This window comes from Endobacterium panacihumi (genome assembly GCF_050847465.1).
Lineage (GTDB): Bacteria > Pseudomonadota > Alphaproteobacteria > Rhizobiales > Rhizobiaceae > Neorhizobium > Neorhizobium panacihumi.
Window position 1 is genome coordinate 461686 of sequence record NZ_JBOZRA010000001.1, and the last position, 13342, is coordinate 475027.

Annotated in this window: 14 protein-coding genes; 4 read left to right on the forward strand and 10 right to left on the reverse strand. The window is 58.8% G+C overall.

Annotated elements, in window-relative coordinates:
* Positions 1-14 precede the first annotated feature (14 nt).
* Positions 15-1763, reverse strand: coding sequence for an ABC transporter transmembrane domain-containing protein (locus ACRQ1B_RS02215; RefSeq protein WP_432293793.1), 1749 nt, complete (start codon positions 1761-1763; stop codon positions 15-17).
* Positions 1764-2002: 239 nt separating this feature from the next.
* Here ACRQ1B_RS02215 and rpmE point away from each other — a divergent pair, with 239 nt between their 5' ends.
* Positions 2003-2224, forward strand: a complete 222-nt coding sequence (gene rpmE, locus ACRQ1B_RS02220; protein WP_132271598.1) for a 50S ribosomal protein L31 — start codon at positions 2003-2005, stop codon at positions 2222-2224.
* A 510-nt stretch (positions 2225-2734) separates the two neighbouring features.
* Here rpmE and rcdA read toward each other — a convergent pair.
* The 3 genes from rcdA to ACRQ1B_RS02235 all read right to left on the reverse strand — a co-directional run bounded on the left by rcdA (position 2735) and on the right by ACRQ1B_RS02235 (position 5114).
* Complete coding sequence (rcdA, locus tag ACRQ1B_RS02225; RefSeq protein ID WP_432292034.1) at positions 2735-3244, reverse strand: protease adaptor protein RcdA; 510 nt, start codon at positions 3242-3244, stop codon at positions 2735-2737.
* Between the two features lie 358 nt (positions 3245-3602).
* A complete protein-coding gene (locus ACRQ1B_RS02230) occupies positions 3603-3794 on the reverse strand; it encodes a DUF1192 domain-containing protein (protein WP_432292035.1) in 192 nt (63 codons plus the stop codon).
* A gap of 33 nt (positions 3795-3827) precedes the next feature.
* A complete protein-coding gene (locus ACRQ1B_RS02235) occupies positions 3828-5114 on the reverse strand; it encodes an MFS transporter (protein ID WP_432292036.1) in 1287 nt (428 codons plus the stop codon).
* A 198-nt stretch (positions 5115-5312) separates the two neighbouring features.
* On the opposite strand from ACRQ1B_RS02235, the gene ACRQ1B_RS02240 reads away from it, so the two are divergent.
* Complete coding sequence (locus ACRQ1B_RS02240; protein ID WP_432292037.1) at positions 5313-5474, forward strand: hypothetical protein; 162 nt, start codon at positions 5313-5315, stop codon at positions 5472-5474.
* Between the two features lie 3 nt (positions 5475-5477).
* On the opposite strand, the gene ACRQ1B_RS02245 is transcribed toward ACRQ1B_RS02240, so the two are convergent.
* A complete protein-coding gene (locus tag ACRQ1B_RS02245) occupies positions 5478-6401 on the reverse strand; it encodes a PhzF family phenazine biosynthesis protein (protein ID WP_432292038.1) in 924 nt (307 codons plus the stop codon).
* Positions 6402-6597: 196 nt separating this feature from the next.
* On the opposite strand from ACRQ1B_RS02245, the gene ACRQ1B_RS02250 reads away from it, so the two are divergent.
* Positions 6598-7011, forward strand: coding sequence for a hypothetical protein (locus ACRQ1B_RS02250; protein WP_432292039.1), 414 nt, complete (start codon positions 6598-6600; stop codon positions 7009-7011).
* A gap of 174 nt (positions 7012-7185) precedes the next feature.
* Here the strand turns inward: ACRQ1B_RS02250 and ACRQ1B_RS02255 are convergent, their stop codons facing one another.
* Positions 7186-8211: a class I fructose-bisphosphate aldolase gene (locus ACRQ1B_RS02255; protein WP_432292040.1), complete on the reverse strand. Its 1026-nt coding sequence runs from the start codon at positions 8209-8211 to the stop codon at positions 7186-7188.
* A 244-nt stretch (positions 8212-8455) separates the two neighbouring features.
* Positions 8456-9655: a phosphoglycerate kinase gene (locus ACRQ1B_RS02260; RefSeq protein ID WP_432292041.1), complete on the reverse strand. Its 1200-nt coding sequence runs from the start codon at positions 9653-9655 to the stop codon at positions 8456-8458.
* 260 nt (positions 9656-9915) lie between these two features.
* On the opposite strand from ACRQ1B_RS02260, the gene ACRQ1B_RS02265 reads away from it, so the two are divergent.
* Positions 9916-11526: a GGDEF and EAL domain-containing protein gene (locus ACRQ1B_RS02265; protein WP_432292042.1), complete on the forward strand. Its 1611-nt coding sequence runs from the start codon at positions 9916-9918 to the stop codon at positions 11524-11526.
* Between the two features lie 2 nt (positions 11527-11528).
* On the opposite strand, the gene ACRQ1B_RS02270 is transcribed toward ACRQ1B_RS02265, so the two are convergent.
* Genes ACRQ1B_RS02270 through ACRQ1B_RS02280 form a run of 3 tightly spaced genes read right to left on the reverse strand, consistent with a single transcriptional unit; the run spans position 11529 to position 13268 of the window.
* Positions 11529-11840, reverse strand: a complete 312-nt coding sequence (locus tag ACRQ1B_RS02270; protein WP_432292043.1) for an addiction module antidote protein — start codon at positions 11838-11840, stop codon at positions 11529-11531.
* 4 nt (positions 11841-11844) lie between these two features.
* The gene (locus ACRQ1B_RS02275) at positions 11845-12141 is read right to left on the reverse strand and encodes a type II toxin-antitoxin system RelE/ParE family toxin (protein ID WP_432292044.1); all 297 of its coding nucleotides are present in this window, start codon (positions 12139-12141) and stop codon (positions 11845-11847) included.
* Positions 12142-12200: 59 nt separating this feature from the next.
* Positions 12201-13268: a D-alanine--D-alanine ligase family protein gene (locus ACRQ1B_RS02280; protein ID WP_432292045.1), complete on the reverse strand. Its 1068-nt coding sequence runs from the start codon at positions 13266-13268 to the stop codon at positions 12201-12203.
* Positions 13269-13342: the final 74 nt, after the last annotated feature.

The following is a 13342-nucleotide window of genomic DNA, read 5'->3' on the forward strand; positions in this document are numbered from 1 at the left end:
GTTATTTGGGCGATTTAGTGCGTCAGCCCGTTCGGGCGTTCCAGTCCGCGGTCGAACTGCAGGCGGGCGAGTTTTGCATAAAGCCCGTCATCGGCGGCAAGGCTGTGATGCGTACCCTGTTCGACGATATGGCCGTCTTCCATGACGACGATTCTGTCGGCTTTCAGAACGGTGGCGAGGCGATGGGCGATGACGATGGTCGTGCGATCCTTCATCAGCCCGTCCAGCGCCTTCTGCACCAGCGTTTCGCTTTCGGCATCGAGCGCCGAGGTGGCTTCGTCTAGCAGCAGAACCGGCGCATCCTTGAGGATGGCGCGGGCGATGGCGATGCGCTGGCGCTGGCCACCAGAGAGCGTGATACCGCGTTCACCGGCGAGCGTGTCGTAACCGTTGTCGAGGGCGGAGATAAAACCATCTGCCTGGGCGGCAACGGCTGCGGCACGGACTTCCTCGCGCGTGGCGTCCGGCTTGCCGAAGGCGATGTTGTCATGGATCGACGCGGCAAAGATGGTGACATCCTGTGGCACGATCGCCATGCGCGCGCGCAGGTCGGTGAGGCGGGTCTGCTTCACATCGATGCCATCGAGCTTCACGCTGCCGGCCACCGGATCGTAGTACCGCAGCAGGAGAGAGAGAATCGTGCTCTTGCCGGCACCCGAGGGGCCAACGATGGCGACGGTTTCGCCGGCCTTCACCTTCAGCGACAGGCTGTTGAGCGTCACCGCGCTGACGCGGCTCGGATAGGCGAAGGAGACATTGTCGAACTCCACTTCGCCACGGGCGGGCGAGGGCAGAGCGACAGGCGCTTCCGGGTCGCGGATCGCCGGGACTTCGTGCAGCAATTCCGTCAACCGTTCGGCAGCGCCGCCGGCCTGCGAAAGATCGCCCCAGACTTCCGACAGCTGGCCGAGCGAACTGGCCAGCAGAACGGCGTAAAGCACGAACTGGCCGAGCGTGCCGGCGCTCATCGTGCCGGCGAGAACGTTTTGCGCGCCATACCACAACACGCCGACAATGCTGCCGAAGACGAGAAGAATGCCGACGCCGGTCAGAAGCGCACGCGAGCGGATCGCGCTGCGGGCGGCGTCGTAAGCGAATTCGACGGTGGCACTGTAACGCTTGTCGGCTTCCCGTTCGCCGTTGAACGCCTGGATGGTGCGCACGGCGCCGATGGTTTCAGACGCGAAGGCGGAGGTTTCCGCCAGCTTATCCTGAGCGGCGCGCGAACGGCGGCGCACCGAGCGGCCGAAGGCGACCAGCGGGAAGACGATCAACGGGATGGCACCCAGAACCATGCCGGACAGGGCAGGGCTGGTATAGATCATCATCACCATCGCCCCCAGACAGAGGATCAGGTTGCGCAGCGCCACCGAAGCGGACGAGCCGAAAGCGGATTTGATCTGGGTCGTGTCGGCTGTCAGGCGCGAGACAAGCTCGCCGGACTGGTTGACGTCGAAGAAGGATGGGGAGAGCGCGGTGATGCGCGAAAACACTTCTCGTCTGATATCGGCAACGACTCGTTCGCCGATCGTGATGACATAATAATAGCGCATGGCGCTGGCGAGCGCGAGAAGAGCGGCCAGAACCAGCATCATGCCGAAATAGTTGTTGACGAATCCGCCGTCTTCAGCGGCAAAACCGTGGTCGATCATGCGACGCACGGCGAGCGGCAGCGCCAGCGTGGTGATGGCAGCGAGCGTCAGGAAGAGGATTGCGGCGCAGACCATGCCGCGATATCGCAGCACATGCGGCATAAGACGCATCAAAGGCTGCGGTGAACGGCGGGTTTTGCTCTGGTTTTCCTGAATATCGGCCACGATAGTCCTCTTGATCGGTCAGGTGCCGACGTTCGGTTGCGGGCACTTGTACTCTTGGTGACCTTCCTGTATAGGCTCCGCATCAAATTGGGAAGCTCGGATCGAAAACCGGTCCAGGCTTCAATTTATCGTTCAGGGCTCGGCGCTTCGCTGTGACAAATGAGCCCTCTATCAGGAAGAGTGTCATGAAGGCCAGCATCCATCCCGACTACCACGTTATCAAGGTCGTCATGACCGACGGCACCGAGTACGAAACCCGTTCGACATGGGGTTCGGAAGGTCAGGTCATGAACCTCGAAATCGACCCGAAGTCGCACCCGGCCTGGACCGGCGGCAACCAGCAGATGCTGGACCGCGGCGGCCGCGTTTCCAAGTTCAACAAGCGTTTCGGCGGCCTCGGCCTCTAATTTCTGCTTGTTACTTGAATGCAAGAAGCCTGGCGCAAGCCGGGCTTTTTTGCGTTTGAGCCACTTCAACTGGCTTTGTCCAGCAATTGCATTTGAGTGCAATTTTAAATTGTGATTGATTGTCGGTTCATCTTCCGCAGCGAAAGCAGATGCGCTTTGCCAGGGCGCACCGGGGAGGATGGGCCGCTCCGGCTTTTGGCGAGGGCCTCGCTGCTGAACTGGAGATGATCTATGTGGTTCATCCCATTTAGTATCACTCTGACGATAAGGAAAACCCGCACGACCTGGCAAGTGTCCGTGCGGGTGCAATTCCTTACATAAGAGCGGGGAGGCAGGGTTTTCGCCCTGTCTCCTCCTCCAGAAATATAGGCGAAAGCCGGTTTTTCGGCAAGACTTATGGGTTGCATCGTGTTCGCCTTGCCTGCGAAACGGCATTTGCCGGCAACAAAGCAAAAAAAAGCGGACCGAAGTCCGCTTTGAAAATGTGTGCTTGGATGCGTAGACAGTAGATCAGTTCGAAAACGCGGTGCTCAGCAGGTCCAGCTGGGCGCGCACGCCGTTTTCATTGTCGGGAAGCTTGGCTTCACCTGGACGGTAGATCTCGCGATCCAGAATGGCGATACGGTTCTGCAGACGCAGCGAGCGTTCGACCAGATCACGGAAACCTTCCGGAAGATCATTCCAGCCCGGAGCATTGCGATCAACGTTAAAGCCGTCGAGGCGAACCTTGCTCTTTTCGGAAATCACCTGATCGCGGCTCATCTCGCCGTTGTTGACCGCACGCTGTAACAGAAGCCAGGAGGCCATCTGCATCAGGCGGGTGGTGAGCCGCATGGATTCGGCTGCATAAAGCACCGATGCCATGCGCGGCAGAACCTTGGATGCGGCGCGGCCCGTGCCGTCGAGATAACCGGCGGTTTCTTCAACCAGCGACATACCTTCAGAATACAGGCCTTTGAACTGCGACGAAGACGCCGCGCGGCCTGCGAAACTGACGGTATTCAATACCTGTTCTGACATGGGATTCATCCTGCTAACGCATCAACTTGATCAGGCAATGACGAAGGTGGCCCAAAGGTTCCGCCCTCGTCTGTCTTCCGCATCAAGATGGTACTGATAGCTCAAATCCGCAAGCCAATTCTTAAGGAAGGGTTAATTCCCACAGGATAGCTGCGCAAACCCAAAAAAAAGAGCCGCAAAGGCGGCTCTCAAGGTAAAACAGGGAGAAATCAGACCCGTTCACCGGATCGGCAAACCGTCTGACACCAGAAGAACTGGATGTGGATAGTAATGAATTAGAATGCTTAATATCCGGTTAAAGCAGCCGCATTTAATGTTGTTTTTATCAATTATTCCGGACTGCGATGGTCTTTCCGTCTCAAGATTTAAACAGACTTTCGGCTGCCGCCTTGCCTGATGCCTTGCGGGCCTTCTCCGCTTCCAGCCTTGTGATTTCTTCGCGCAGCAGGTTCATCCGTTTGTCGAGTTCATCGACGGACAGGGTGGAAAGATCCTGACCGATCTCGTGGCCTAATGGTTTCTTTGGGCGGTCGTCGTCAAGAAAGGTCATGGTTTCCTCCCGTTTGACCTCATCATAGGCTGCTCACGCCGTGGCGCGGCGCGGTTCCTCGGTGGCTTCGCCAGCGGATTCGACACCTGCGCGCGGATCGAGCGCCAGACCTTCCGGTGTGCCGAGCAACGCATTGCCGGCCGGTGCGGTCGTATAGGTGTCGCGTTCATCCACCGGCACCGCTGCGCGGATGCGGCTGCGAATGATCGCATAGACCGTCACAAGTATATGCGCACTGGCCGTCACCGCAAACAGGGCATAGGGTCCAAGCGCCGTCATCACCGGACCGCCCAGTGTCGGGCCGATGATCGTGCCGATGCCGAACAGCAGTAGCAAGCCGCCGGAGACTTTGACGAAATCCTCGGGGGCGGCAAAGTCATTGGCGTGAGCGACGGCGATCGGGTACAGCGCGTTCGCCATGGCGCCATAGATGGCGACGAGAATGATGATGGCCGTGACATTGGTCGGCTGGATGACGAGCAGGATCAATGCGGCAAGTGCCGCGGCTGCCGAAAGGCCGGCCAGGACATACCGACGATCCATGCGGTCGGACAGGCGACCGGCCGGAAACTGCATGATGGCACCGGCAAAGATGGTGATGGAGACCATGGCGGCAATCGAGGTCTGGTCCAGGCCCGCGCGCGCACCGAAAACGGCGCCGAGCGTGCCATAGGCGCCGTTGGCGATGCCGATCAAAAGGATGCCGATAAAGGCGATCGGCGAATGACTGTAAAGACTGGGCAAATCCAGCCGCACGCGTTTAAGCGGTTGCGGCGAGGCGGCCTTGGAGAGCGTCGTCGGCAACTGCGCCACGCAGTAGAGAATGCCGCAGAGCATGAAGAGAAGCGGTGTCGAGACATCGGCGAACATGACCATCATCTGCCCTCCGACCACGCCGAACAGGGTAATGGCGATATAGAAGGAAAAGATGGCGCCGCGGCTTTCATTGGTGGCGCGCTCGTTCAGCCAGCTCTCGATGATCATCGAGGTGCCGGCGGTACAGAAACCGGTAATGGCGCGCAACGTCAGCCATGCGGTCTGATCGACGAGAATCCCGGTCAGAAGCACATTCAGGCAGATGAGCCCGAGAAAGCCGGAAAAGGCGCGCACATGGCCGATACGCCTGACCACATTGGGCGCAACGAAACAACCGACCACAAAACCGGCTGCCCAGGATGTGCCGAGAAAACCGAGGGCTTCGTTGGAGTAACCTTCGAGCGAACCGCGCAGCGGCAATAACAGACCTTGCAAGCCATTGCCGAGAAAGAGGAAAAGTGTGCCGGAGAGAAGGGCGAGGACAGGCAGAAGATTGCGTCTCATGCGTATGATCGACCGTACTGTTCGTGTGTCAGCACGCCCGGCCGAAAAGGGAAGCCGGGCACCGAATGGAAGGCTGCCGGACTATAGGTTCGGAGTTATGAAAAAAGTCGTTCCGAATCCCGCCTCCCAAGCCTATCTGTGGTCGAACCAAAAAATGTCCAGCCTGTGGCGGGCAACGAAATAATGCGCCGGGTTTGAATGACAAAGATAATCGGACTGCTTCTTCTGGCTGCGATGGTCATCCAGATCATCAAGCCTCTCGGTCTGCCAGGCCTGAGACGCCGTGCCGATTTCTGGAAACTGGCGGTGCTGGCGTTTGTTCTCTGGGCGGTGACGCTGCTGCTGAAGGATTTTGTGTGAGGTTCAGCAGTCCAATTCGCCGCGCATCACCATCGCGCAGCGTCCGCCGACCAGAACATCGCTTACCTTGCCCTCGCGCTTCGTCACCTCCAGCTTGATGACGCTGCGCCGTCCCATTTCCACGCCCTGTTCGATGGTGATGGCCGTCGTTCCGTCTGCCGGCAGATCGGTGCTGGTCTCGACCAGATAGGCAGCCAGCGCCGCAGATGCGCTGCCGGTGGCCGGATCTTCCGCCACATTGTCGAGCGGTGAAAACATGCGGGCGCGAATGTGCCAAGGGCGGATTGCATCGCGAACATAGAGAAAGATCGGGAAATCGAGACCTTCGCCGGGATATCGTTTGGCCGCCAGCTTGAAGGCCGCCAGATCGGGTTGGGCACGGCCGAGCGCATCCAAGCTATCCAGTTCGGCGAACACGAAGGCGAGGCCGACCGAGACATAAAGCGGTTGATGGTTTGTCACGCGGATGTTTTCGATATCGAGCGATAGACAGTCGGCCACGCTTTGCGTGTCGACGGTGCTGCCGGTGCTCAATGCCTGCGGTGCACGGATAGAGGCGGCAGCGACCTTGCCATTTTCGCGTGTCAGCGTCACTTCGACGAGGCCGGCCTTTTCCTCGAAACGCAATGTGTCGCCAATCGGCTTTCCAAAGATATCGGCCTGCTGGCCAAGCACATAGGCCGTGCCGACATTGGGATGGCCGGCAAAGGGCACTTCCATGGTGGGCGTGAATATACGCACCTGCGCGCTGTTTGCTGGGTCTTTGGGCGGCAGCACAAAAGTCGTTTCGGAATAGTTGAATTCCGTGGCAATGGCCTGCATGTCGGCACTGCTCAGCCCTTGCGCATCGAGAATGACGGCGAGCGGGTTGCCGGTGAAACGCGTCTGCGTAAAAACATCGACGGTGACATAACGGACGGTCGGCATGGGCATTCTCCGGGTGGCCTGACTTTTACCATGCATGCGTAACCAGGAGAGGGGAGGACGACCAGCCAAAGTTTGTGATGGAGGGTATCAGCGTGATGCGAGGTAAGCTGTTCTATCGGGATGCGACGATTAAGGCCCTAATTTTTTCTCATGACACCTCCTAACCTGGAAGTGGTCTGGCGTTGCGAGGAAACACATGGTTTCTGTAAGCGTAAGGTTCTTTTCCTATTCCGCTTTGCTTCTCCTGGGCTTTGTCGCACAGGCCAAAGCAGGCGAAGAATTCGTTGCATGTTATAATTATCGTTTTTGTTTTGTCGGTCCGTGCCCATCCTACGACGTAATATTTCTGCACTCTGGGAAAGAACCGATATTTTTTCTGCCCGATTCGGAAATGCCGTTATTTACTTCTTGGACGTCGATCCAATGGGTTTTATTTGATGCGGAGAAAATTCCTCGCGCCGAATTGAAGCGACACGAAGCAGATTTGAAATTGGGTCGAGAGCTTGTCTACGAAGGTTACAGTTCTCTGATGCCAGACGGTCCTCTCACAATGCATGCTCAACACATCGTACGCGTGGCGAGCGAGGAGGATTTGGCGATTTGTCCTTAAGTCGTGATAGGATTAGCTGCAAACCTGTGGTGGCCAATCAATATGGGCTCCATCTCGGTAGAGGTTTCGCATTCGCTTAGGCTTTTCAAGCACCAGAAGCCTCAAAACACACGAAAGCCGCCCGTTGCCAGGCGGCTCCCATGCCGTTTTCCTCTCCCGGGAAACTCTTTTGTCTTACGCAGCCTTTTCCAGCGCCTGCTGCCAGGTGCCCTTGGCGGCGAGCGTGTTCATTTCGGCGCGGTGCGCGAAGGCGCGCTGGCCGGCGGCGACGTTTTCGCTCTTGCCGCCCCAGGCCTTGAGAGCCGTTTCCTGAAGCGCGCGGCCGTAGGAATAGGTCAGCTTCCACGGCAGGTCGTAACCGGCCACCATGGCCGACAGGTGCGCCGTTGCCTCTTCCGAGGTCTGGCCGCCCGACAGGAAGGCAATGCCCGGAACCGATGCCGGCACGGTGGCTTTCAGAACCTTGACGGTGCGTTCCGCCACTTCCTCGACGGATGCCTTGCGGGCGCTCTTGCCGTCGATGACCATGTTCGGCTTCAGGATCATGCCTTCAAGGTTGACGCGGGCGTCGAACAGGTCGGCAAACACTGTCTGCAGCACATGCTGGGTCACTTCGGCGCAACGATCGATATTGTGAGTGGCGGGAACGCCGTCCATCATTACCTCCGGCTCAACGATCGGCACGATATCGGCCTGCTGGCAGAGAGCGGCATAACGGGCGAGCGACTGCGAATTGGCCTTGATCGAACCCCAGCTCGGGCGATGCTCGCCAATGGTGATGACGCCGCGCCACTTGGCAAAGCGGGCACCGGCTTCGCGATAGTTGCGCAGGCGCTCGTACAGGCCGTCGAGGCCTTCGGTGATAAATTCGTGCGGATGCAGCGCCATCGGCTTGGCGCCGATATCGACCTTGATGCCGGGAATGGAGCCGGCGCCGGTGATGAGATCGACAAAAGGCGTGCCGTCGGCGGCCTTCTGGTAGAGGGTTTCCTCGTACAGGATGACGCCCGAGATGCAGTTCTTCATCGCCGCTTCGGTGCGGAACAGCATTTCGCGGTAATCGCGGCGGTTCGTCTCGGTCGACTCCAGGTTGATCGAGTCAAAACGTTTCTTGATCGTCGACGTCGACTCGTCGGCGGCCAGAAGCCCCTTGCCGTTTGCAACCATCTGTACGGCAATGTCTTCGAGGCGTTCGGTCATGGTAGTCTCCCGGGTGCTGATAGAAGCTGATATTTTGGCCATAACAGAAGAATAGGGCACAAAAAACAGGGAGCTAATTGTTTGAAACGATTGAAATTATTTCAATCGTTTAAAATAACTAAAATTTTTGAATATGGTTGTTAAAAAAATAGAGCGGCCTATGTTAGCCGCTCTTTGCTCGTCATGGCTGTGAACATTCGCTCACAGATGCGACGTTTGCCCCAGCCCAGGGGAGGGCCCAGTATCAGGCTTTCTTGAGGACTTCGACGCCCGGCAGGACCTTTCCTTCCATCCATTCCAGGAATGCGCCGCCTGCGGTCGAAACGTAGGTGAAATCGTCTGCCACGCCTGCATGGTTGAGCGCGGCCACCGTGTCGCCGCCGCCGGCAACCGAGGTCAGCTTGCCGGCCTTGGTCTGTTCTGCTGCAAACTTGGCAGCGGCGACCGTTGCCGTATCGAAGGGGGCGATTTCGAAGGCGCCGAGCGGGCCGTTCCAGACCAGGGTTTTTGCCTTGCCGATCCATTCGCTGATGGCTTCGACCGATTTCGGGCCGACGTCGAGGGCCATGGCATCGGCCGGGATGGCGTCGATGGCGACCGTTTCATTGGCGGCATTGGCCTTGAACTCGCGGGCAACGACGGCATCGACCGGCAGCACGATGGCGCAGCCGGCTTTTTCCGCTTCCGCCATGATCGCCTTGGCGGTTTCGCCGAGATCGTGTTCGCACAGCGACTTGCCGACATCGATGCCCTTGGCCGCGATGAAGGTGTTGGCCATGCCGCCGCCGATGACCAGCGCATCGACCTTCTTCACGAGGTTCTGCAACAGGTCGATCTTGGTCGAAACCTTGGCGCCGCCAACGATGGCGACCGTCGGGCGAACCGGCGCGCCAAGACCCTTTTCCAGCGCTTCAAGCTCGGCCTGCATGGTGCGGCCGGCATAGGCGGGCAGGTGGTGGGCAAGGCCTTCCGTGGAGGCGTGGGCGCGGTGTGCTGCGGAAAACGCGTCGTTGACAAAGATGTCGCCGTTCTTCGCCAGTTCCTCGGTGAAGGCAGGTTCGTTCTTTTCCTCGCCCTTGTGAAAACGGGTGTTTTCCAGAAGCAGGATATCACCATTCTTCATGGAGGATACGGCGTCGGCGGCATCCGGGCCGATGCAATCGGAGGCGAACAGGATCTTGTCGCCCAGCACTTCGTTGACGGCGGTGACGATCAGCGACAGCGACATGTCTGCGACCGGCTCACCCTTGGGTCGGCCGAAATGGGCGAGCAGGATGACTTTCGCGCCCTTTTTCGACAGTTCAAGGATGGTCGGTGCGACGCGCTCGATGCGGGTCTTGTCGCTGACCTTGCCATCCGCCATCGGCACGTTGAGGTCGACGCGTACGAGAACGCGTTTGCCTGCGATGTCGGAGAGGTCGTCGAGAGTCTTGAAGGCCGCCATATCGTCAATCCATATGTTTACGGGTTGGAATTTCGAAGCGGACCATACTATCCTTGACCACGGACGCAAGGAGCTAGGTCAACTGCCGCGGTACGCGGTTGTGTCAAAATGTCGTCGCTCGCCTGCGTTAACGAAAATCCCATCAAGCCGATGTGTAATCAGCGGCAATGATGCAGGGCCGGCTTTCAGGCGAAGCTGGTCGAGCGAGGTGAAAAATGGCCGGTCGGTCCAATCGGAAAGATACCGATGCTGGAACTGATGTGATCGGGACGGTATCGGAAGAGGCGCGGATTCTCGATCTTCTGCCGGCGCTGATCGGTTACATGGATGCCGATCTCAACCTTGTTTATGTCAACAAGACCTATGCGAACCTACGCAATATCGATCGCCAGGCGGTAATCGGCAAACAGGCCCGCGAAGTGGTGGGGCCTGAAAACTATGCCGCCATCCGCGAAAAGCTGGAACTGGCGCGCGCCGGCACACCGGTTTCCTTCGACTACGACCTGATGTCAAAAGGCCAGAAACGCCGGGTGATGGCACATTATCTGCCGGATTTCGCCACGGATGGCAGCGTGCGCGGCGTGCTGGTGCATGTCAGCGATATCGGCCAACAGGAGGATCTGCGCCAGCGTGCGGAAGAAAGCCAGGCACTGTTCGAAAACGCTTTCAGGAACTCACCGATCGGTCTGGCGCTGGTGGATACGAGCGGTATCATCCTGCGCACCAACAAGAGTTTTGCCGACATGTTGGGCCGCACGGTCGAAGAGGTGACCGGCATCGGCTTTGGCGGGATTACCCATCCGGACGATATCGATGCCGACCTGTTTCTGTTCCGGCAGGTTCTGGCCGGCCACCGCGACAGCTATCGTATCGACAAGCGGTATCTGAAACCCGATGGCGGCATTACCGAAACCAATCTTTCCGTGACCGCCATGCGCAACGAGGCGGGCCAGATCGTGCGTTTCATTTCGCAGATCGTCGATGTGACGGAGCAAAAACAGGCGCAGAGGGCAATGAGCGAAATCAATGCCCAGCTTGCCGTCGCCATGGATGCGGTCAGCGGTGGTTTCTGGCAGTTCGATATTGGCAGAAGCGATTTTCGCATTTCCGATGGTTTGAAGACGTTTATCGTCGGGCCGGGTCCGGTGCCGTTCGATCTGTCCGGTTATATCCAGCGCATGGATCCGGATGACCGCGCCGGTGCCGGTTTTGAGCGACTGGTCTCGGGTGAAACGGATCGCGAAACTGCCGAATACCGGCTGCAGACGGTGACCGGCGAACGCTGGATGCGCTGCGAGCGAAAACTGTTGCGCGACGAGGAGGGGCGGCCGATCAAGATCATGGGCGTCGCCTTCGATATTTCGCGCGAGCGGGAGACGCTGCGGCTGACGCAGGAACAGGCCAATCGCGACAGTCTGACCGGGCTTCTTAATCGTCGCGGGCTGGAGGCGGCGTTTGCGCTTGGCCGGAACGATCACGCCTGCGGCGTGCTGGCGGTCGATCTCGATGGGTTCAAACAGGTCAATGATCGCCACGGCCATGAGGCCGGTGACGAGGTTCTGACTGAGACGGCCCGCCGGCTGAAAATGGCCGTGCGCGAGACCGACCTCATCTGCCGCACCGGCGGCGACGAGTTCGTGGTTGTGCTGGTGGATGCCGACGAGCCGCTGATGGACGCGATCAGCAGCCGTATTATCGAATTGATGCAGACCACCATGATCATCAGCTACGGCGAGGTGAAGGTGGGCTGCAGCATCGGCACCGTCTGGTATCCGATATGGCCCACCAGCCTGAAGGAGCCGCAATCACGCGCCGATGCCGGGCTCTACCGCGCCAAGGCGGCGGGCAAGAATACCTGGCGGGCAGGTTGAGATCAGGCGTCTTCCGGCTGGGTCGAACTGGTCTTTGTAACCAGTGAAATCTTGAAGCCGAGTGCATCCGCTACCTTGGCGATCGTGCCGAATTCCGGATTTCCCTCGCCACTCAGTGCCTTGTAAAGCGATTGCCGCGGCAGGCCTGTTGTGCGTGAAAGTTCAGACATGCCGCGTGCGCGTGCGATCACGCCAAGTGCCTGGGCGATCAGTTGTGGATCGCCGTCTTCGCTCGCTGCCACCAAATATTCCTCGATCGCTTCATTCGTTTCGAGATAACGTGCTGCATCGAATTCCCGAGTCTCAAGGGGCATGCCGTTACTCCTTCAATTGCCTTGCCAGTTTTTGGGCGAGGCGAATGTCTCGATCCTGCGTGCTCTTGTCGCCACCGCAGAGCAGGACATACACAACCGTTCCATCCCGAACGAAATAGACGCGATAACCGGGTCCGTAATCGATGCGCAGTTCGCTGATGCCATCACCGACCGGTTTCACATCGCCCGGGTTTCCGGCCGCAAGGCGAGTGACACGCTCGACGATACGGGATTTTGCCCGCTGATCACGAAGGCTATCGAGCCAGCTTGCGAACTCGAACGTTTCCCGAATGGTGAACATGCCGCAATGTAAACCTGAGTTGACATCTGTTCAAGAGCTGTGGGCCTCGATCACGGCGCTCAGCCTCCCCGTGCCATCCCGTGCTGCACCAGCCTGTCGATCACCTCGGCATAGCTGACCCCGCTCGCCGCCATGGCTTTCGAATACATGCTGATGTCGGTAAAGCCCGGGATCGTGTTCACCTCGTTGACGACGAATGACATGTCTTCCCTTAGGAAGAAATCGACGCGGGCCATGCCGTCGCAGCCTAGGGCCCGGAAGGCGTCGGCGGCGATGGCGCGCATGCTGCTTTCCACCTCGGCAGGCAGGTCTGCGGGCACTTTCAGGGCGGCGCCGTTCTCGTCGACATATTTGGCATTGTAACTGTAAAATCCGTGGCTTTCGGCGGGAGCGATCTCGCCGGGGCGGGAAACGAACAGGCTGCCGTCCGGCGCTTCCAGCACGCTGAATTCGATCTCGCGGCCCGCGACAAATTCCTCCGCCAGCAGTTTGGCATCATGGCTGAACGCCTCGGTAAGAACAGGTGCGAATTCCTGGCTGCCGGAAACCTTGCGCACACCGACCGACGAGCCCTGCCTTGCCGGTTTGATGAAGATGGGTAGCCCGAGTTGTGCCTCCAAGGTATCCAGCGAGGGGGCGTCCGACTGATGGATTGTCACCGACCGCGCGACCGGAAGCCCGGCGGCCTTGAGCAATTGTTTGGCAATATTCTTGTCGAGCGCTGTGGCTGAGCCGAGGATGCCGCAGCCGGCCAGCGGCACACGCGCCACCTCGCACAGCCCTTGTATCGAACCATCCTCGCCATGCGATCCATGCAGGACCGGAAAGACGATGTCGACTCTGTCGCCTTCCGCCGCCTGCCCGTTTTGGCCAAGTTTGAGAAAACGGCCACGGCCACCTGGCAGGAAGCAGATTTCCATGCCGGCTGCCGGTGTTTCCAGAACGCCATCGGCAAAACTGCTTTGCAGCCAGCGGCCTTCACGGTCTACGAAAATCGGCAGCGGATCGTATTTCTGCGGGTCCAGCGCCCGCATGACATTGGTTGCCGACATGATCGACACTTCATGTTCGCTGGAGCGGCCACCGAAAACCACTGCAATGCGTATTCTGGCTTTTAAAGACTGCATGGGAAAAGACCTCAAACAACAACCTGAGGTGTGTCTTGCCCGAATTCTGGTCAGGAATAAGGAGAACCCCGCTT